This is a genomic window from Comamonas sp. MYb21 (assembly GCF_037479395.1).
Classification (GTDB): domain Bacteria; phylum Pseudomonadota; class Gammaproteobacteria; order Burkholderiales; family Burkholderiaceae_C; genus Comamonas.
The window spans coordinates 271,686-290,879 of record NZ_JBBGZC010000007.1 but is presented as its reverse complement, the minus strand read 5'-3'; the positions used below and the strand labels follow the sequence as shown (position 1 = coordinate 290,879).

The window sequence follows — 19,194 nt, the reverse complement described above, 5'->3', positions numbered from 1 at the left end:
GCGGCCGCACTGCAGCGGCAGCGCAGCTGCACGCCTGTATTGCTTGCAGACGCCATGCGGCGCGGATCAGCCGCGCCCCTGGCTGGGAGATTGGTCATGTTGAACCTGCTGAAGAATGGATTCGTCAACTTTTTGCGCTCGCGCCACTGGGGCGTGCATTTCCGCCGCTTGCCCATGTTGGAGCAACTGGCCCAGACACCGGTGGATGCCGGTATTTCCAAGGCCATGGGCGAGCGGCTGCGCGACGCCGCCCATGCCCCTGAACCCGCATTGCTGCACAGCCTGAACACCAGCCGCCAGGGCCTGGACGATGCACAGGTGCAGCAAGCCCGTGCGCAAGCGGGCTGGAACAGCATTGCGCAGGACCAGGCCATGACCCGCAGCGAGCACCTGTGGCTGTGCTTTCGCACGCCTTTCAACCTGCTTCTGACGGTGCTGGCCGCCGTCTCCTGGCTGACCGGCGATACCAAGGCCACGGTGGTGATCGGCAGCATGGTGGCGCTGGCCACCGGCCTGCGCTTTTGGCAGGAGGGCCGCGCCAACAAGGCCGCTGCTGGCCTGCAGGCGATGGTCTCCAACACCGCCGCTGTGCTGCGCCGTACGGCGCAAGATGAAGAGGGACGGGCGCTGGATGCACCACCCTCGCGCCTGTCGGCACTGCAGGCCGTGCGCGAGCTGCCGGTGCGCGAGCTGGTGCCAGGCGACATCATCCAGCTGGCTGCCGGCGACATGGTGCCCGCTGACTGCCGCCTGCTGAGCGCCAAGGACCTGTTTCTGGCGCAATCGGCGATGACCGGCGAATCCATGCCGGTGGAGAAATTCGCCCAGCTGCCCGATGGGGCACAGCACAACCCGGTGGAGCTGTGCAACCTGGTGTTCATGGGCACGAACGTGGTCTCGGGCGCTGGCCTGGCCGTGGTGCTGACCACCGGCAACCACAGCTACCTGGGCGCGCTGGCCGGCAAGGTCTCGGCGATGGACCGCAGCCCCACCGCGTTCCAGATGGGCGTCAACAAGGTCAGCTGGGTGCTGATCCGTTTCATGCTGGTGATGGTGCCGCTGGTCTTGCTGATCAATGGGCTGACCAAGGGCGACTGGACCGAGGCCCTGCTGTTTGCGCTGTCGGTGGCCGTCGGCCTGACGCCCGAGATGCTGCCGATGATCGTGACCGCCACCCTGGCCAAGGGCGCGGTGTTCCTGTCGCGCAAGAAAGTGATCGTCAAGCACCTGGATGCCATCCAGAACTTTGGTGCGATGGATGTGCTGTGCACCGACAAGACGGGCACCCTGACCGAGGACCGCATCTCGGTCGAGCGCCACCTCGATGCCTGGGGTGATGTGTCGCAGCATGTGCTGGATATGGCCTACTTGAACAGCTACTACCAGACGGGCCTCAAGAGCCTGCTCGATGTGGCCGTGCTCGCCCATGCCGAGCACGCCCCGCTGGTCGATGCCTATGCCAAGGTCGATGAAGTGCCGTTTGACTTCGTGCGCCGGCGCATGTCGGTGGTGGTGAGTGACGCTGCCGGCATCGGCAAGATCATCACCAAGGGCGCGGTCGAGGAAATCCTGCAGGTCAGCAGCACGGTGCAGGCCGCAGGCGGCGTGCTGGACCTCGATGCGGGCCTGCGCAAGCGCATTGTGGCGACGGCCGAGGCGCTCAATGCCCAAGGGCTGCGCGTGGTGGCCGTGGCCACGCGCGCGACGCAGGCGGGCCAGAGCAACTTTGGCGTGGCCGATGAGGCCGGTATGGTGCTGTGCGGCTTTCTGGCCTTTATCGATCCGCCCAAGGAAAGCGCAGCGCCGGCGCTGCAGGCGCTGGCCCGGCATGGTGTGCAGACCAAGGTGCTGACGGGCGACAATGCCGCCGTCACCGCCAAGGTCTGCGCGCAAGTGGGCATCACCGCGCAGCACATCGTGCTGGGCGGCGATATCGAGCAGATGGACGACCAGCGCCTGGCCCAGGTGGTCGAAGAAGCCCATATCTTTGCCAAGCTGAGCCCCGCGCACAAGGAGCGCATTGTGCGCATGCTCAAGGCCAATGGCCATGTGGTGGGCTTCATGGGCGATGGCATCAACGATGCCGCAGCGCTGCGCACGGCCGATATCGGCATCTCGGTGGACACGGCCGTCGATGTGGCCAAGGAAGCGGCCGACATCATCTTGCTGGACAAGAGCCTGATGGTGCTCGACCAGGGCGTGCAGGAGGGCCGGCGCACCTTTGCCAACATGCTCAAGTACATCAAGATGACGGCGAGCTCGAACTTTGGCAATGTGTTCTCGGTGTTGATTGCCAGTGCCTTCATCCCCTTCCTGCCCATGCTGCCGATGCAGTTGCTGGTGCAGAACCTGGTGTATGACTTCTCGCAGTCGGCGATCCCGTTTGACCATGTCGATCCCGAGCTGCTGACCCAGCCCCAGCGCTGGAACCCCGCCGATGTGGGCCGCTTCATGCTGTTCTTCGGCCCCATCAGCTCGATCTTCGATATCACCACCTTTGTCGTGATGTGGAAGGTGTTTGGCGCCAACACGCCTGAGCGCCAGGCGCTGTTCCAGTCCGGCTGGTTTGTCGTGGGGCTGCTCACGCAGTCGCTGATCGTGCACATGATCCGCACCATGCGCATCCCGTTCATCCAAAGCCGCGCTGCCTGGCCGGTGAGTCTGATGACCCTGGTGGTGGTCGCCATCGGCATCTACCTGCCCATGGGCGCGCTGGCCCCTTATTTCAAGCTGGAGCCCCTGCCTGGCATGTACTTTGTGTTCCTCGTTGCCGTGTTGCTGGCCTATATGGGTCTTACGCAGGTCATGAAAAAGTGGTACATCCGTCGCTACGGCTGGCAATAAGCGCCATGAAAAATAACCATCTGCTAAGGAGGGCGCGATGCTCGAAGCGCTGAACTACACACAAGCCAATTCGCTGATCAACACGGCCATCAGCCTGGTCACCGCCTTTGTGCTGGGCACGGTCATTGGCCTGGAGCGCCAGTACCGCCAACGCACGGCCGGGCTGCGCACCAATGTGCTGGTCGCCGTGGGCGCGGCCATCTTTGTCGACAGCGCCAACACCATTGCCGGGCCGGATGGCGCGGTGCGCGTGATGGCCTATGTGGTCTCGGGCATCGGCTTTCTGGGCGCCGGTGTCATCATGCGCGAAGAGGGCAATGTGCGCGGTCTGAACACCGCCGCGACGCTCTGGGGCTCGGCCGCAGTGGGCGCTGCCGCAGGCGCTGATCTGATCGTGCAGGCGGCCATGGGCACCGTGCTGGTGCTGGCGGCCAATACCTTGCTGCGGCCGCTGGTCAACGCCATCAACCGCAAGCCGCTGGATGTGGCCTCCGCCGAAATGACCAATGCCGTGTTTGTCGTGGCCGAGCGCCTGCACCAGCGGCTGGCGCTGGCCATGCTGCAGGATGTGCTCGAGCGCGGCGGCTACCCGCCTGGCGACATCGACATCCAGCCCTTTGGCGAGGGCGAGGTCGTCATCGAAGCGACCTTGGCCGCGCAATCGGTGGAGGGCGAGGAGCTCGATGCGATGGTGCAGCAGCTGGCGGCCAAGCCGGGCGTGCGCCAGGCGTTCTGGAGCCCCAGCACGCGGGATTGATGAGGGCGCCAGGGCAGGTGCTCAGGCCGCCCAGACCACCACAGTGCGGTGTCTGGCGGCTTGCTCAGTCTTCAAACGCAAAGCCGACGCCATAGATCGAGCGGATGCAGTCCGCATCATCGCCCATCACCGTGCGCAGCTTCTTGCGCAGGTTCTTGATATGGCTGTCGATCGCGCGGTCGCTCACCTCCAGCGCATCGGCATAGGCCAGATCCAGCAGCTGGCTGCGCGGGTAGATCTTGCCGGGGTGGCGCTGCAGGATGTGCAGCAGTGCAAACTCGCGCCGCGTCAGGCCCAGGTCCTGGCCGCGCCAGCTCGCCTGGCTGGTGGTCTCGTCCAGCTGCCAGTCGCTGGCGGCCAGGCTGGCTGGCGCACCAGGGGCGGGCGGCGCGTGGCGGCGCAAGATCACCTTGACGCGGGCAATCAGCTCGCGCGGTGAAAAGGGCTTGCAGATGTAGTCGTCGGCGCCCATCTCCAGGCCCACCAGGCGGTCCACCTCCTCGACCTTGGCAGTCAGGCAGATGACGGGGCAGATCTGGCGGGCCCGGCATTCGCGCAGAATGCTCAGGCCATCGGTGCCGGGCAGCATCAGGTCAAGAATGGCCAGCTGCGGCGGGCGTGCGCGCAGCGCGGCCATGGCCTGGCTGCCATCGGCAAAATGCTCGACCTCGAAGCCGGCATGGTGCAGGTAGTCGATGACCACCGAGGCAATATCGGCCTCGTCTTCGGCGTAAAGAATGCGGGGTTTGGCGGTGTTCATGCAACAGGGTCTATCAAGGGCAGGATCAAGGTAAGGCGCAGCCCGCCCAAGGACGAGATGGAGGCCTGCAATTGTCCTCCATGGGCTTGCACAATGCTTTTGCAAATCGCAAGCCCCAGGCCGGAGCCGCCGCTGGCGCGGCTGCGCGAAGTCTCTACGCGGTAAAAGCGTTCAAAAATGCGGGGCAGCTCCGCAGGCGGCACGGAGGGGCTGCTGTCATCGAGGTGCAGCTCCAGCCAACGCTGGCCCGACGCGGGCGCGGGCCCGTGCAGGCTGGCGCTGATGCTGAGCCGCCCGGGGGCATCGGTGTAGCGCAGGCTGTTTTCCAAAATATTGCTCAGCACCTGGTGCAGCTGCTGGGCATTGCCCTGCACCCAGGCGGGCGGCAGCGCATGCAGCAGCTCTTGCACCGTGGGCAGCGCGATGCCGGCCTGGCCAAAGCGGATCTGCACGGCTTCCACGGCCTCGATGGTCAGCGCCCGCATATCGAGCGGGCGCGCGGTGGCGGGCAGGTGGGCGGTCAGCTGCAGTGCGGGTGCGGCCTCGGGCGCATGCACGACCAGGGCTGTGGGAATGGTGGCGCGCATGTCGCTGACCAGCTGGGTCAGGCGCAGAATCTGGCGGTGCAGGCGCGCAGCCGTCTGCGCATCAAAGCTGCGGATGCCGTCTTGCACCGCTTCGATCTCGGCCCGCACTGCGGCCAGCGGCGTGCGCAGCTCGTGGGCCACCTGGGTCAGCCATTCATGCTGCTGGGCCTGGGCCTGGGAGAGCTGCTCGGCCATGTGGTTGTAGCGGTCGGCCAGCTCCACCAGCTCGTCGTGGCCCGCCACGGCGATGCGGTAGTCGAGCTGGCCGCTGGCAAAGGCCTTGGCGCCTTCGCTCAATGCCTCGATGGGGCGAATCCAGCGCCGGCTCAGCCACCAGGACAGGGCGCCGGCCAGCAGCAGGCCCAGCAGACCGGTAATGGCCAGGAACACCAGGTGCTCCTTCAAAAAGGCATTGTCGATCTGGTTTTTCAGGTCTTCAGGCTGGTTCAGCGTCAGGGTGCCGATCAGCATGTGCTGGCTGTCGAACAGCGGGTTTTTGGCGCTGCCTGGTGTGGGCGCTACACCAGCGATCAGCTTGCCCTGGTTGTCGAGCAGGCCCAGGCGCTGGTGCAGCGGGTGGCGTTCAATGGGGCGCAATTGCTGGGTCAGCATGGGGCCAATCGTCGCGCGGCGCGGCGCCTCGCTCTCCGCTGGGGGCGAGACGGGCACGGCCGCCTGGCTGCCAAAGCGGGTCAGCGCGTTCCAGCGCTCCGGCGTCAGCGAGACCCAGTGCGGGTCCTTGGCATACTCGCGCCGCAGCTGGCTCTCCAGGTATTCCAGCCGTCCCAGCTCGATCTGCGCGACATAGCCGCCCAGGCCGCGCTGCAGGCTCCAGTACGAAAAGCCGAAAAACCCCAGCAGCAGGCCCAGCAGCAGCAGCACCATGGCCAGCAGCACCCGTGTTTGCAGACGGGTAAAGCGAAACAGCTGAAGGCGGGGCGTGGTCACAGGGGGCAGGTGGGCAAATGGACGGAGAGGGCCAAACGGCAAAAACGGGCAGGCGCAATGCCTGCCCGGCTATTCTCTTACACAGTGCGTGGGTGTGTAAAAGTGTTGCTTGATCGGCGCAATGCCAGCGGTCTTATCAAGGCCCGATGGTGGCGCCGCGCTGCGCCACCAGCTGCTTGCCCACCAGGCGGCAGGTGGCCTTGGCTGTTTTCCCGTTGTCCAGCGTCAGCTGCACGCTATCGCCGGCCTTCTTGCCCTGGCAGGCCTCAATGGCTTGCTTGGACGGCGCGGGCTTGGCGGGGCTGGCCGCGTAGGCCTGGGCGGCGGCGATCCAGAGGGCTGCAGTCACGGCGGTGCTGCACAGCAGCCGGTGGCGAAGTGGTTGAGAACTCATGGCATTCCTTGTGTAAAAAGAGGCTCTGCGGCCAGGCCGCGATCTGGTGTGGGACAGAAAGAAGCGGGTGAAACAGAGAAACTGGAGTGTGTTTACGCCTCTCCGCAGAGCCCATGACTGAACTATAGGAGCCAAATGTGGAGGAAGTTGGGCCGGCTTTGTGGCAGGTGTGACAAAGCGAAAACCGCATGCCCATTGGGTTTGGGCGGGGTCAGGCCGATTTTGCAGCGCCGCAAAGTTATGCAAAGCGGCCCTGGCTTCAGGGCAGCGGCGCGGGTGGCGGTGGGCTGTCACCCAGTGGGCGGCGTGCCGCAATGCGCTGCACCACCCGCTCCGGCGTGCGCAGCAGGCCCGCTTCATAGGCGATGACGGACCAGCCGGCACAGACTTGCAGCAGCTCGCCGGGCTGCAGCAGGAAGTCGGGCCGGGAAGGCTTGCCATAGGCGGCATTGCCTTGGGCAAAGGTCTCGTATAGCAGCAGACCGCCGGGCGCCACACTGGCCAGAATCTGCGGCCACAGCGGGCGCCACAGATAGTGCGTGACGACCACCGCATCAAACACCCGGCCCTCGAGCGGCCAGGCCCCGTTTTCGATATCGGCCAGCAGCCATTCGCCCGCCGTATCTGCTTGCAGCAATTGCAGCGCTGCGCCATCGCGGTCAACGCCTGTCACCCGCAAGCCCTGTGCTTGCAGGTAGCGGGCATGGCGGCCCTGGCCGCAGGCCAGGTCCAGCACCTGGCCGCCTGCAGGTAGCAGCGGTGCAAAGCGGGTGATCCAGGGCGAGGGGGCGGGGCTATGGGACATGCGCTAGAAACAGGCCCAGACATGATCGGCCATCTGCACCATGAATTCCGGTTGCGTGTAGAGCATGAACACCAGCGTCAGCAGCACCGCCACCAGCAGCCAGATGGCGGCGCGCTGCCAGCCGCGCAGCGGCGCGGCGCCAGCAGTGGGGAGTGAGGGTGGTGCAGGCTGTTGCATGAAAGTTCGCTTATCAGGCCGTCAGCGGCAGGCGCTGCACGGGCTCTTCCTTGACCGGCAGATTGACCAGGCCGGCGAACACGCCCAGGCCAATGGCCACGTACCAAACCACATCATAGCTGCCGGTGTGGTCGTAGAGGTAACCGCCCAGCCAGATGCCCAGGAAGCTGCCGATCTGGTGGCTGAAGAACACAAAGCCGCTGAGCATGGACAGGTGCTGCACGCCAAAGATCTGCGCGATGGCGCCATTGGTCAGCGGCACGGTGGACAGCCACAAAAAGCCCATCACGGCGGCAAAGACATAGACCGACCAGGGCGACAGGGGCACCAGCAGGAACACCACGATGGCGATGGCGCGGATGAAATAAATGCCCGAGAGCAGGTAGCGCTTGGCCATGCGCTGGCCGAGCGACCCGGCCAGGTAGGTGCCAAAGATATTGAAGAGGCCGATCAACGCCAGCGAATAGCTGGCCACATGGGGCGGCAGGCCAAAGTCCTTCAGGTAGCTGGGCATGTGTACGCCGATGAACATCACCTGGAAGCCACAGACAAAATAACCGGCGGTCAGCAGCAAAAAGCTGGGGTTGCGAAAGGCTTCTGCCACAGCCTGGGCAATGGTTTGCTGCGCGCCAGCGCCAGCACTGCGCTTGAGCGCATGGAAGTTGGGCTCGCGCAGCGCAATGGCCAGCGGCACGATGGTCAGCACCAGGATGGCGCAGACCAGCAGCGCGTTCTGCCAGCCCAGGCTGGCGATCAGCTGGCCCTCGACCGGCACCATGAAGAACTGGCCAAAGGAGCCTGCGGCCGCGGCCACCCCCATGGCCCAGGAGCGTTTCTCAGCGGGCAACTGGCGCCCGATGACGCCATAGATCACCGCATAGGTGGTGCCCGTTTGCGCCATGCCGATCAAAAGGCCGGCGGTGAGCGCAAACATCAGCGTATTGGGCGCCCAGGCCATGCCGGCCAGGCCCAGCGCGTACAGCAGCGCGCCGCAGACCAGCACCTTGCTGGCGCCAAAGCGGTCGGCCAGCATGCCGGTAAAGATGCCGATCAGGCCCCAGCTGAGGTTTTGCACCGCCAGCGCCAAGGCGAAGGACTCGCGCGTCCAGCCCATCTCCTGGGTGATCGGCTGCAGCCAGAGGCCAAAACCGTGGCGGATGCCCATGGACAGGGTCACTACGGCGCCGCCACAGAGCAGCACGCGGGCCATGGACAATCGTTGTGCGTTGTTTTGCATAGTCTAAGGATGTCTCGTTATCCAAGAATTGTTACTCCAACGCCAAAAACCGGCTGTCGCCCGCATATTGCCCGGTGGCCGCCCAAGCCCATTGCAGGCTTTTGCGGCCAAGCGTCGTGAATCGTCAACAAGTTCCACCTGTTTATCTATACAGCTATTTACAATGGCAGCCGCTAGAATGGAAAGTTATGGCAAGCAAAAACACGTCTACCAGTGAATACGCAGAGGGCTCGATACGGGTCCTCAAGGGGCTTGAGCCGGTCAAGCAGCGCCCGGGCATGTATACCCGCACCGACAATCCGCTGCACATCATCCAGGAGGTGATCGACAACGCGGCCGACGAGGCGCTGGCCGGCTTTGGCAAGAAAATTCGCGTCTACCTGCACACCGATGGCTCGGTGAGCGTGGAGGACGATGGCCGGGGCATTCCCTTTGGCCTGCACCCCGAAGAACATGCGCCCGTGGTGGAGCTGGTCTTCACCCGCCTGCATGCGGGCGGCAAGTTCGACAAGGGCCAGGGCGGTGCCTACAGCTTCTCGGGCGGTCTGCACGGCGTGGGTGTCTCGGTGACCAACGCCTTGGCCACCCGCATGGAGGTGACGGTGCACCGCGATGGCTCGGTCGCCACGATGGCCTTTGCCGGTGGCGATGTGGTCGAGCCCCTGCAGGTGCGCGCGATGGTCAGCGGTGACCGCAAGCAGGGCACGACGGTGCGCGTCTGGCCCGATGCCAAGTATTTCGAATCCAGCCACCTGCCGATGGGCGAGCTGGTGCACCTGCTGCGCAGCAAGGCCGTGCTGATGCCGGGCGTGAGCGTGCAGCTGACGCAGGACAAGAGCCGCGAGACGCAGACCTGGCTGTACAAGGGCGGCCTCAAGGACTACCTGCTGCAGACCTTGCCGGTGGACCCGATCATTCCCGTGTTCGAGGGCGAGGGCTTTGCCGGCCGCAGCGATGACCATTTTGCCGAGGGCGAAGGGGCATCGTGGTGCGTGGCCTTTACCGACGAAGGCCAGCCGGTGCGCGAGAGCTATGTCAACCTGATCCCGACCACGGCGGGCGGCACGCATGAAAGCGGGCTGCGTGATGGCCTGTTCCAGGCGGTCAAGAGCTTTATCGAGCTGCATTCGCTGCTGCCCAAGGGCGTCAAGCTGATGCCCGAGGACGTGTTTGCCCGTGCCAGCTATGTGCTCTCGGCCAAGGTGCTCGATCCCCAGTTCCAGGGCCAGATCAAGGAGCGGCTGAACTCGCGCGATGCAGTGCGCCTGGTCTCGGGCATGGTGCGGCCGGCGCTGGAGCTGTGGCTGAACCAGAACGTCGAGTACGGCAAGAAGCTCGCCGAGATCGCGATCAAGGCAGCACAAACGCGCCAGCGCGCTGGCCAGAAGGTGGAAAAGCGCAAGGGCAGCGGCGTGGCCGTGTTGCCCGGCAAGCTGACCGATTGCGAAAGCCGTGACCTGGCCTACAACGAGGTGTTTCTGGTCGAGGGCGATTCGGCCGGCGGCAGCGCCAAGATGGGCCGCGACAAGGAAACCCAGGCCATCCTGCCGCTGCGCGGCAAGGTGCTCAACACCTGGGAAGTGGACCGCGACCGCCTGTTTGCCAATACTGAAATCCACGATATCTCGGTGGCCATCGGCGTGGACCCGCATGGCCCCGATGACGAGGTCGACCTGAGCGGTCTGCGTTACGGCAAGATCTGCATCCTGAGCGACGCCGACGTGGACGGCTCGCACATCCAGGTGCTGCTGCTGACGCTGTTCTTCAAGCATTTCCCGCAGCTCATCGACAAGGGCCATGTCTGCGTGGCGCGGCCGCCGCTGTTCCGCGTCGATATTCCTGCCCGGGGCAAGAAGCCTGCGGCCAAGGTCTACGCACTGGACGAGGCCGAGATGCATGCCATCTTTGACAAGGCCGCCAAGGATGGCGTGCCGCGCGAGAAATGCCAGGTCAGCCGCTTCAAGGGCCTGGGCGAGATGAATGCCGAGCAGCTGTGGGAAACCACGCTGAACCCGGACACGCGCCGCCTGCTGCCGGTGCGCCTGAGCCAGACCGATGTGCTGCAAACCCGTGAGGTCATGACCCAGCTGATGGGCAAGGGCGAGGCTGCGGCCCGCCGCGACCTGATGGAGCTGCACGGCCATGAGGTCGAAATTGATATCTGATGTCCTGCTGCCCACGCCGCTGAATAAACAATCGAACCCAAGCCAGCCGCGCGCAGCCGTGCCACAAGCAAAGAAAGCTGAACCCCTATGAGTGAAGAGAACGGTCAGGACCTGCTGTCCAACCCGGTGCCCGACGACGGCGACAGCCTGGACCTGGGCAATTACGCGCAGCGCGCCTATCTGGAGTATGCGCTGTCGGTGGTCAAGGGCCGCGCGCTGCCCGACGTCTGCGATGGCTTGAAGCCTGTGCAGCGCCGCATCCTGTTTGCGATGGAGCGCATGGGCCTGGGCTACAGCGGCCCCAACCGCGCAACGGCGGCCAAGCCTGTCAAAAGCGCCCGTGTGGTGGGCGATGTGCTGGGCCGCTTTCACCCGCATGGCGACCAATCGGCCTATGACGCGCTGGTGCGCATGGCCCAGGACTTTGCCCAGCGCTACCCGCTGATCGATGGCCAGGGCAACTTTGGCAGCCGCGATGGCGATGGCGCTGCGGCCATGCGTTATACCGAGGCGCGCCTGTCCAAGATCACCAGCCTGCTGCTCGACGAGATCGACATGGGCACGGTGGACTTTGTGCCCAACTACGACGGCTCCACCCAGGAGCCCAGCCAGCTGCCCGCGCGCCTGCCGTTCTCGCTGCTCAATGGCGCGAGCGGCATTGCAGTGGGCCTGGCCACCGAAATCCCCAGCCACAACCTGCGCGAGGTGGCCGATGCCTGCGTGGCGCTGATCAAGAAGCCGGCGATGACCGACTTCGACCTGCAGCAGATCATCCCCGGCCCGGACTTCCCCGGTGGCGGCCAGATCATCAGCAGCGACAAGGACATTGCCGATGCCTACCGCACGGGCCGCGGCTCGATCAAGGTGCGTGCGCGCTGGACCATCGAAGAGCTGGCGCGTGGCCAGTGGCAGCTGGTCGTCAACGAGCTGCCGCCTGGTGTGTCCTCGCAAAAGGTGCTCGAAGAGATCGAGGACCTGACCAACCCCAAGATCAAGACCGGCAAGAAGACCTTGACGCAGGAGCAAAGCCAGCTCAAGGCCACCGTGCTGTCCTTGCTCGATGTGGTGCGCGACGAGTCGAGCAAGGATGCGGCCGTGCGCCTGGTGTTCGAGCCCAAGACCGGCAAGACGCCGCAGTCCGAGCTGATCACCTGCCTGCTGGCGCATACCAGCCTGGAGAGCTCCTCGTCGGTCAACCTGACGATGATCGGCATCGACGGCAAGCCCACGCAAAAGTCGCTGCGCCTGATGCTGGAAGAGTGGATCGAGTTCCGCCAGACGACGATTACGCGCCGCTCCGAGCACCGGCTCGCCAAGGTGCTCGACCGCATCCATATTCTGGAAGGCCGGCAGACCATTCTGCTCAATATCGACGAGGTGATCGCCATCATCCGCGCCAGCGACGAGCCCAAGGCCGCGCTGATGGCGCGCTTTGACCTGAGCGAGCGCCAGGCCGACGACATCCTGGAAATCCGCCTGCGCCAGTTGGCCCGCTTGGAAGCGATCAAGATCGAGCAGGAGCTGAGCGAGCTGCGCGCAGAGCAGGGCAAGCTCGAAGACATTCTGGCCAACCCCGCCTCGCTCAAGCGCCTGATGGTCATGGAGATCGAAGCGGATGCCAAGCAGTTTGCCGATGCGCGCCGCACCCTGATCCAGGAAGAGAAAAAGGCCGTCGCCGAAGTCAAGGTGGTCGATGAGCCGGTCACCGTTGTGGTGTCGGAAAAAGGCTGGGTGCGCGCCCGCACCGGCCACGGCCATGCAGCCGACAGTTTCAGCTTCAAGTCGGGTGACAGCCTCTATGGCACCTTTGAATGCCGCACGGTCGACCAGCTGCTGGTCTTTGGCAGCAACGGCCGGGTCTACTCGGTCGCCGTCGCCAACCTGCCCGGCGGGCGCGGTGATGGCCAGCCGGTCACCACCTTGATGGAGCTGGAAGCGGGCACCCAGATCCAGTACTACTTTGCCGGTCCGCTGTCGGCCCATTTGTTGCTGGCCAGCAGCGCGGGGTATGGCTTCACGGCCCTGGTGGAAAACATGGTCTCGCGCCAAAAGGGCGGCAAGGCCTTTGTCAGCCTGGACGATGGCGATACGCTCTGCGCCCCCTCGCATATCTCGGGCAGCAGCGGCAGCCTGCCGCTGGCCGATGCCAGCCACGTGGCCTGCGCCTCGGTGGGCGGCCGGATCCTCACGTTCGAGATCGGCGAGCTCAACCACATGGCCAAGGGCGGCAAGGGGCTCAAGCTGATTGACCTGGAAGACAAGGACCGCTTGGCCGGTGTGGCCGTCTACACGCGCAGCATCCGTATCGAAGGTGTGGGGCGCGGCGGCAAGGCCCGTGAGGAAACCCTGGAGATCCGCAGCCTCAACAACGCCAAGGCCGGGCGCGCCAAAAAGGGCAAGCTCGCCGATCTGGGCTTCAAGCCCAGCGCCGTGTTCCGCGTCGAATAAAGCGCGCGGTTCATCACGCCCCAGCCCTGCCTGGCATCGCCCGGCAGGGCTTTTTTACGGCCTGTGCTTGGGTATCCGATCAGCGCTGCGCCGGCAGCAGCGCCCGCAGATGGTCGACAAAGGCGCGCACGCCCCGGGGCAGATTGCGGCCCGTCAGCGTTTGCAGCTCGATGGAGCGCGCATGCATGCCGCGCTCACGGATGGGCACGGTGTGCAGCAGGCCCCGGCGCACATACTCGCGCACGGTGACCTCGCCGCCCAGGGTGAGCCCGCCGCCATGCAGCACAAAGCGCACCAGCGCATCAAACTGCCCGCTCTCGAGCACCGGGTCAAACACCAGGCCGCGCTGCCCGCTGGCAATGTCAAACAGCTGGCGCGCGGTGTTGCCGTCGTCCAGCAGCGCGAGCGGGTAGGGCTGCATCTGTGCCAGGCTGACGCTGGCAAAGCGGGCCAATGGGTGGCCGGGCGGCATGATCAGGATGACAGGAGAGTTCTGGCGGTGCTGCACATCGATATCGCGCACGGCAGCGCGGCTGTAGGTCAGGCCCACATCGGCCTCGCCATTGCGCACCGCCTGGGTCACCTGGGCGGGTGAGGCCGAGACCAGCTGGAACTGCATGCCCGGGTGCTGCTCGCGGAACGTGGCCATTGCGAGGGGCAAAAACTCAAATGCAAAGCCGGCCGATGCGCAGACCCGCACCTGGCCCCGGCGCAGGCCTTGCAGTGCCTCGATATCGGCGACCACGCGCTCGGCATCCAGCGCATGGCGCTTGGCATGGGTGGCCAAGAGCTCACCGGCCGCACTGGCCACCATGCCGCGCGGGCGGCGCTCGAACAGCGGCACCTGCAGCACTTCCTCCAGCGATGCGATCTGGCGGCTGACGGCCGAGGCCGAGACATTGAGGCGCAGTGCGGCCTCGCTCACCGAGCCGCTGCGCACGACCTCCAGAAAATAGCGGATGGCGGTGTCCTGGAGGTGCTGCGAGGGTGTCATGGTCTGCTTTGCAAAAAACGCAACGATAACCGCAAAAAATTGTGATTGTCGAAATAGGCCGCATTGCCTATGCTGGATTTTTCTGACATCCAAGAGACATACCTCCCATGCCATCCCAGCCTGTTCCTGCCGACCACAGCATCGTCGAGTTGAGCGCCGTGGCGCTGTCGGCAGCCATCCAGCGGCGTGCGCTGTCCTGCACCGAGGTGCTGCAGGCCTTCTGGGGCCAGATCGACCGGCTCAATCCCCAGGTGAATGCGCTGGTCGCGCCCATGCCGCGCGAGTCCCTGCTGGCCCAGGCCGCGCAGCTCGATGCCGAACTGGCCCAGGGCAAAAGCCGGGGGCCGCTGCACGGCTTTCCACAGGCGCCCAAAGATATTTCGCCGGCCGCCGGCATGGTCACCACCAAGGGCTCGCCGATCTTCCAGGGTCAGATCAGCAGCAGCGATGCGGTGATTTTTGAGCGCATGCGCGCAGGCGGCGCGCTCTTTGTAGCGCGCAGCAATTCACCGGAATTTGGCCTGGGCGGCCACACCTACAACCCGGTCTACGGCACCACGCGCAATGCCTTTGACCAGAGCCGCTCGGCCGGTGGCAGCAGCGGCGGTGCAGCCGTTGCGGTGGCCTTGCGCATGCTGCCCGTGGCCGATGGCTCGGACATGATGGGCTCGCTGCGCACGCCGGCGGCCTTCAACAATGTCTACGGCCTGCGCACCTCCGTGGGTTGTGTGCCGCATGGCCCGGGCGACGAGGTGTTCTTCCAGCAGTTCAGCGTGGCCGGGCCCATGGCACGTGATATTCCCGATCTGGCCTTGCTGCTGTCGGTGCAGGCGGGCTTTGATGCGCGCTTGCCGCTCACGCGCCGCAGCGAAGGCGCGCAGGACTGGGGCCTGGGCCTGGAGCGTGACTTCCGGGGCCGCAAGATCGCCTGGCTGGGCGACCTGGGCGGGCACCTGCCGACCGAGCCGGGCCTGCTCGAGACCTGCCGCGCGGCGCTGGGCGCCTTTGCTGATATCGGCTGCACGGTGGATGAGGTGCTGCCCGACTTTGACCTGGAGCAGCTGTGGCGGGCCTGGATCGATCTGCGCAGCTTCAGCGTGGCAGGCGCCAATGCGGCGCTGTATGACGATCCGCAAAAGCGGGCGCTGCTCAAGCCCGAAGCGCTGTGGGAGATGGAGCGCGGCCGCGCGCTGTCGGGCATGGATATCTATGCCGCCGCCAAGGTGCGCAGCAGCTGGTACGAGGTGCTCCGCCGCCTGTTTGAGCGCTATGACTTTGTCGTGCTGCCCGCCGCGCAGGTGTTTCCGTTCGATGCCGAGCTGGACTGGCCCCATGCCGTAGGCGGCCGCAGCATGGACACCTACCACCGCTGGATGCAGACGGTGGTGGGCGCCACGATGGCGGGCTTGCCGGCCTTGTCGGTGCCGGCCGGCTTTGGCCCCAACGGGCTGCCTGCCGGTCTGCAGATCATCGGCCCGGCCCAGGCCGACAAGGCGCTGCTGCAGATCGGCCATGCCTACGACCAGGCCAGCGGCCATGCCCGGCTGCGCAGCCCTGTGCTGGGCTGACAGCACGCTGTTGATCGTTGACCCGGCGCGTCTTCTAAGGCTGCGCTCCCACCCAGACAGGCGTTGCTGCAACGCCTGTCTGGTCCCTCCCTTGCCCCCGTTTTCCGCAAAAAAGGTAGATCCCATGTCCATGCCGATATCCCGTCACCGCTTTTTGACCTACCTGGCCGCAGGCGCTGCCGGCCTGGCCTTGCGCCCTGCGCTGGCGCAGGGCTACCCCGACCGCGCGATCAAGCTGGTGGTGCCTTTTGCACCCGGCGGGGCCACGGATATCCTGGGCCGGCTGCTGGCCTCGCAGCTCAGCGAGAAGCTGGGCCAGTCGGTGTTTGTCGAGAACCGCCCTGGGGCCGGCACGGCCGTTGCTGGCGGCCAGGTGGCCAAGTCGGCTGCCGATGGCTATACCTTGTTTCTGGGTGCCAGCTCCACCTTGGCGATGAACCCGGTGGTGCGCAAGGCGCTGCCCTATGACCCGATGCGCAGCTTCAGCATGCTGGGCCTGGTCGCAGACATGGGCCTGGTGCTGGTGGCGAACCAGGCCGTCAAGGCCACATCACTGCAGGACCTGGTGGCGCAATCGAAGGCCGCACCAGACCGCTTTTCCTACGGCTCCTTCGGCCCGGCCTCGTCGGTGCACTTTGCCGGCGAGATGCTCAAGACGGCGACCGGCATGCGCATGCTGCATGTGCCCTTCAACGGCAGCACGCCGAGCCTGACCGCGCTGATGGGGGGCCAGGTGCAATTGGCGGTGGACACCGTGGTGGCGACCACGCCGCTGATCAAGGCCGGCAAGATCAAACCGATTGCCGCGCGGGGCGCCCAGCGCCTGGCCTTGCTGCCCGAGGTGCCGACCGTGGCCGAAAGCGGCTTTCCCGGTTTTGACATGAGCACCTGGTTTGCCTTTTTGGCGCCCGCTGGCCTGCCTGAGCCGGTGCGTGCCAAGCTCGAAGCCGCCTTGGCCGATGTGATGGCCCAGCCCGCTACCCAGCAAAAGCTAGAAAGCATTGGTCTCACGCCCGCCTGGGGCAATGGCCGTGCGCTGCAGGCACGGGTGGAGCGCGAGCTGCCGCTGATGCGCGATGTGGCGCAGCGCGCCCAGATTGAGGTGGAGTAAGCCTTGGTTTGAGCGGCTGGGGAAACTTGGGAGCGGCGCTTAGCGCAGCGCTTCCCACCACTGCTTGTTGCTGCGCGGCTGGCCCACGGTCAGCACCTCGCCGATCTCGGGCGTGGCCAGTTGGATGCCCTGCTGCTGCGCCAGCGCCGCGAGCCGGTCCAGCGGCTCACGCCAGCCGTGCATGGCCAGCGCAAAGGTGCTGTTGTGCACGCTGTAGAGCACCTGGCCGCGCACATCGCTGAAGGCCTGGATGGTCTCTTCCGGCGTCATGTGCACGGAGGGCCAGTAGGCGTCGTAGGCGCCGTTTTCCATCAGTGCGAGGTCCATCGCGCCAAATTTGTCGCCAATGGCCTTGAAGCCGGGGAAGTAGCCGGTATCGCCGCTGTAGTAGATGCGCTGGCCACCGGTCTGCAGCACCCAGGATGCCCAGAGCGTGCTGTTGCGGTCATTGAGCGTGCGGCCCGAGAAATGCTGGCTGGGCGTGGCGGTGACTTCGACGCCGGCGTGCTGCTCCTGCTGCCACCAGTCGAGCTCGACAATGCGCTCGGGCGCCACGCCCATGTCCCGCAGGCGCGCGCCCACGGCCAGCGGCACAAAGTAGCGCTCGACCTTGCCCAGCAGGAACTTGATCGTCGGCTCATCCAGGTGGTCGTAGTGGTCGTGCGACAGGATGAGACCGGCAATCGGCGGCAGGTCCTGCAAGGGCAGTGGCGTGGGGTGGAAGCGCTTGGGGCCGATAAAGCTGAATGGCGATACGCGCTCACCAAACACCGGGTCGATGAGCCAGTACTGGCCCTGGAGCTTGAGCAGGTGCGAGGAGTGGCCGAGCCGGATCACATGGTTGGCATCGGCGGGCAGCGCTTGCAGCTGCGCCGGGGTGACGGTGTGGACCGGAATGCTGTCCTGCGGTGTGGTGCCGCTCTTGTCACCAAACAAAAAGCGCGACCAGATCTGAAAGCCGCCGGCATGGGGCTTGGCCGCCGGGTTGGGCGGGTTCTGAAAGCGCTTGTCGGCCGATGAATACTGGGGCGATGCCTGGTAGCGGCGCTGGCTGTCCTCGTCGGGGGTGGAGGCGCAGGCCACCAATGAGCAGGCAGTGGCCACCAGCCAGCCGCTGCGCAGGCGCTGAAAGCCGCCGTTGCCGCGGGTGGTGTTGCTGGAGGAGGGCGCGGGGCGGGGCTCTTGCATGGGGTGTGTCAATCAGGCAGGGGGGCGTTAGCGACTGCCATGATACGGCGCCCATAAGAAAGCCGCATGGCTGCGGCTTTTGTAGGGATTTAGCGAAAAATCTATTGATTAATCGACAGATTTATTCCACTTCGGCGATGAGTTCGATCTCGACACAGGCGCCCCGTGGGACCTGGGCCACGCCAAAGGCGCTGCGTGCGTGGGCTCCCTTGGCGGGCCCAAAGACCTGGGCCAGCAATTCGCTGGCGCCGTTGGTGACCAGATGTTGCTCGGTGAAGTCTTCGGTGCTGTTGACCAGGCTCATCAGCTTGACAATGCGCTTGACCCGGTTCAGATCGCCGCCCACTGCCGCCTGCAGGGTGCCCATCAGGTCGATGGCGACCGCGCGCGCTGCCTGCTGGCCTTCGGCGGTGTCCATGGTCTTGCCCAGCTTGCCGGTCCAGGGCTGGCCGTTCTTGCTGGCCGTGTGGCCGCTGATAAAGACCAGCTGGCCGGTTTGTGCAAACGGTGCGTAAGCCGCAGCCGGTGTGCGCACGGGCGGCAGTTCAATGTTCAGCGCTTTGAGTTGGTCGTAGATGCTCATGCCGGTGTTGTCCTTGCTGGGTGGAAGACAGGCATCTTAGAGCCCCCGCCGGGCGTGGATGCATGCAAAAACAATGCGGCGCCATACCCGCAGGGCATGGGCGCCGCATGGCGGGTTGCGTGGGTTAGGCCAGTTCGGCGATCAGCTCGATCTCGACGCAGGCACCCATGGGGATCTGGGCGACGCCAAAGGCGCTGCGGGCATGGGCACCCTTTTCAGGGCCAAACACTTCGGCGAACAACTCGCTGGCGCCATTGGTCACCAGGTGCTGCTCGGTGAAGTCACCGGTGCTGTTGACCAGGCTCATCAGCTTGACCACGCGCTTGACACGGTTCAGATCGCCGCCAGCTGCATGCTGCAAGGTGCCCAGCAGGTCGATGGCCACCGCGCGGGCCGCGAGCTTGCCTTCTTCGGTGTTGATGTTGCGGCCAAACTGCGCCACCCAGGGCTTGCCATCCTTGCGGGCGATATGGCCGCTCAAAAACACCATGTTGCCGGTCTGTACATAGGGCAGATAGGCGGCTGCGGGTACCGCCAGTGGCGGCAGGCTGATGCCGAGGGCCTGGAGTTTGTCGTAAACGCTCATGGAGTCCTTTCAAAAGTGGAGGCGGGGCAAAGCGCCAAGTGT

16 protein-coding genes are annotated in these 19,194 nt (G+C 65.3%); 6 read left to right on the top strand and 10 right to left on the bottom strand.

Features of this window, described 5'->3' with window-relative positions; genetic code table 11:
• The first annotated feature begins 96 nt into the window (after positions 1 to 96).
• Complete coding sequence (mgtA, locus tag WH367_RS12650) at positions 97 to 2,844, top strand: magnesium-translocating P-type ATPase (protein ID WP_339536408.1); 2,748 nt, start codon at positions 97 to 99, stop codon at positions 2,842 to 2,844.
• Positions 2,845 to 2,881: 37 nt separating this feature from the next.
• Positions 2,882 to 3,601: an MgtC/SapB family protein gene (locus WH367_RS12645; RefSeq protein WP_021027694.1), complete on the top strand. Its 720-nt coding sequence runs from the start codon at positions 2,882 to 2,884 to the stop codon at positions 3,599 to 3,601.
• A gap of 64 nt (positions 3,602 to 3,665) precedes the next feature.
• Here the strand turns inward: WH367_RS12645 and WH367_RS12640 are convergent, their stop codons facing one another.
• The 6 genes from WH367_RS12640 to WH367_RS12615 form a co-directional block, all read right to left on the bottom strand.
• The gene (locus WH367_RS12640; protein ID WP_021027693.1) at positions 3,666 to 4,361 is read right to left on the bottom strand and encodes a response regulator; all 696 of its coding nucleotides are present in this window, start codon (positions 4,359 to 4,361) and stop codon (positions 3,666 to 3,668) included.
• Entirely contained in the window at positions 4,358 to 5,896 is a 1,539-nt protein-coding gene (locus WH367_RS12635) for an ATP-binding protein (protein ID WP_339536406.1), read from the bottom strand. The genes WH367_RS12640 and WH367_RS12635 overlap by 4 nt, the downstream gene beginning before the upstream one ends.
• A gap of 136 nt (positions 5,897 to 6,032) precedes the next feature.
• On the bottom strand, positions 6,033 to 6,290 hold the full coding sequence (locus WH367_RS12630) for a hypothetical protein (RefSeq protein ID WP_021027691.1): 258 nt from the start codon (positions 6,288 to 6,290) through the stop codon (positions 6,033 to 6,035).
• A 259-nt stretch (positions 6,291 to 6,549) separates the two neighbouring features.
• Positions 6,550 to 7,095 (bottom strand): class I SAM-dependent methyltransferase, encoded by a 546-nt coding sequence (locus tag WH367_RS12625; protein WP_339536404.1) that lies wholly within the window; start codon positions 7,093 to 7,095, stop codon positions 6,550 to 6,552.
• A gap of 3 nt (positions 7,096 to 7,098) precedes the next feature.
• On the bottom strand, positions 7,099 to 7,272 hold the full coding sequence (locus WH367_RS12620; RefSeq protein ID WP_021027689.1) for a hypothetical protein: 174 nt from the start codon (positions 7,270 to 7,272) through the stop codon (positions 7,099 to 7,101).
• A gap of 13 nt (positions 7,273 to 7,285) precedes the next feature.
• Entirely contained in the window at positions 7,286 to 8,482 is a 1,197-nt protein-coding gene (locus WH367_RS12615) for an MFS transporter (protein ID WP_339536402.1), read from the bottom strand.
• Between the two features lie 215 nt (positions 8,483 to 8,697).
• Between WH367_RS12615 and WH367_RS12610 the strand changes: the two genes are divergently transcribed.
• Together WH367_RS12610 and parC are read left to right on the top strand one after the other, a co-directional pair.
• Positions 8,698 to 10,674 carry a DNA topoisomerase IV subunit B gene (locus tag WH367_RS12610; protein ID WP_021027687.1) on the top strand — a complete coding sequence of 659 codons (1,977 nt, stop codon included), beginning with the start codon at positions 8,698 to 8,700 and terminating at the stop codon, positions 10,672 to 10,674.
• An 87-nt stretch (positions 10,675 to 10,761) separates the two neighbouring features.
• Positions 10,762 to 13,122, top strand: coding sequence for a DNA topoisomerase IV subunit A (gene parC, locus WH367_RS12605; RefSeq protein WP_339536400.1), 2,361 nt, complete (start codon positions 10,762 to 10,764; stop codon positions 13,120 to 13,122).
• 79 nt (positions 13,123 to 13,201) lie between these two features.
• Here the strand turns inward: parC and WH367_RS12600 are convergent, their stop codons facing one another.
• Positions 13,202 to 14,116 (bottom strand): LysR family transcriptional regulator, encoded by a 915-nt coding sequence (locus WH367_RS12600; protein WP_339536398.1) that lies wholly within the window; start codon positions 14,114 to 14,116, stop codon positions 13,202 to 13,204.
• Between the two features lie 107 nt (positions 14,117 to 14,223).
• Here WH367_RS12600 and WH367_RS12595 point away from each other — a divergent pair, with 107 nt between their 5' ends.
• Together WH367_RS12595 and WH367_RS12590 are read left to right on the top strand one after the other, a co-directional pair.
• Positions 14,224 to 15,684: an amidase gene (locus WH367_RS12595; RefSeq protein ID WP_339536396.1), complete on the top strand. Its 1,461-nt coding sequence runs from the start codon at positions 14,224 to 14,226 to the stop codon at positions 15,682 to 15,684.
• Between the two features lie 130 nt (positions 15,685 to 15,814).
• Positions 15,815 to 16,795 (top strand): Bug family tripartite tricarboxylate transporter substrate binding protein, encoded by a 981-nt coding sequence (locus WH367_RS12590; RefSeq protein ID WP_339536394.1) that lies wholly within the window; start codon positions 15,815 to 15,817, stop codon positions 16,793 to 16,795.
• Between the two features lie 39 nt (positions 16,796 to 16,834).
• On the opposite strand, the gene WH367_RS12585 is transcribed toward WH367_RS12590, so the two are convergent.
• From WH367_RS12585 to WH367_RS12575, 3 genes are all read right to left on the bottom strand, one after another.
• Entirely contained in the window at positions 16,835 to 17,983 is a 1,149-nt protein-coding gene (locus WH367_RS12585; RefSeq protein WP_021027682.1) for an MBL fold metallo-hydrolase, read from the bottom strand.
• Positions 17,984 to 18,104: 121 nt separating this feature from the next.
• Entirely contained in the window at positions 18,105 to 18,566 is a 462-nt protein-coding gene (locus WH367_RS12580) for a RidA family protein (RefSeq protein WP_339536391.1), read from the bottom strand.
• 124 nt (positions 18,567 to 18,690) lie between these two features.
• Entirely contained in the window at positions 18,691 to 19,152 is a 462-nt protein-coding gene (locus tag WH367_RS12575) for a RidA family protein (protein ID WP_021027680.1), read from the bottom strand.
• Between the last annotated feature and the right edge of the window lie 42 nt (positions 19,153 to 19,194).

Bases quoted from the DNA above. Each gene is read 5' to 3' on its own strand.
- WH367_RS12630 (WP_021027691.1), bottom strand. From the start codon at position 6,290: ATGAGTTCTCAACCACTTCGCCACCGGCTGCTGTGCAGCACCGCCGTG.
- WH367_RS12625 (WP_339536404.1), bottom strand. From the start codon at position 7,095: ATGTCCCATAGCCCCGCCCCCTCGCCCTGGATCACCCGCTTTGCACCG.
- WH367_RS12580 (WP_339536391.1), bottom strand. From the start codon at position 18,566: ATGAGCATCTACGACCAACTCAAAGCGCTGAACATTGAACTGCCGCCC.
- WH367_RS12640 (WP_021027693.1), bottom strand. From the start codon at position 4,361: ATGAACACCGCCAAACCCCGCATTCTTTACGCCGAAGACGAGGCCGAT.
- WH367_RS12600 (WP_339536398.1), bottom strand. From the start codon at position 14,116: ATGACACCCTCGCAGCACCTCCAGGACACCGCCATCCGCTATTTTCTG.
- WH367_RS12590 (WP_339536394.1), top strand. From the start codon at position 15,815: ATGCCGATATCCCGTCACCGCTTTTTGACCTACCTGGCCGCAGGCGCT.
- WH367_RS12620 (WP_021027689.1), bottom strand. From the start codon at position 7,272: ATGCAACAGCCTGCACCACCCTCACTCCCCACTGCTGGCGCCGCGCCG.
- WH367_RS12575 (WP_021027680.1), bottom strand. From the start codon at position 19,152: ATGAGCGTTTACGACAAACTCCAGGCCCTCGGCATCAGCCTGCCGCCA.
- WH367_RS12595 (WP_339536396.1), top strand. From the start codon at position 14,224: ATGCCATCCCAGCCTGTTCCTGCCGACCACAGCATCGTCGAGTTGAGC.
- WH367_RS12610 (WP_021027687.1), top strand. From the start codon at position 8,698: ATGGCAAGCAAAAACACGTCTACCAGTGAATACGCAGAGGGCTCGATA.
- WH367_RS12585 (WP_021027682.1), bottom strand. From the start codon at position 17,983: ATGCAAGAGCCCCGCCCCGCGCCCTCCTCCAGCAACACCACCCGCGGC.
- mgtA (WP_339536408.1), top strand. From the start codon at position 97: ATGTTGAACCTGCTGAAGAATGGATTCGTCAACTTTTTGCGCTCGCGC.
- WH367_RS12615 (WP_339536402.1), bottom strand. From the start codon at position 8,482: ATGGCCCGCGTGCTGCTCTGTGGCGGCGCCGTAGTGACCCTGTCCATG.
- parC (WP_339536400.1), top strand. From the start codon at position 10,762: ATGAGTGAAGAGAACGGTCAGGACCTGCTGTCCAACCCGGTGCCCGAC.
- WH367_RS12645 (WP_021027694.1), top strand. From the start codon at position 2,882: ATGCTCGAAGCGCTGAACTACACACAAGCCAATTCGCTGATCAACACG.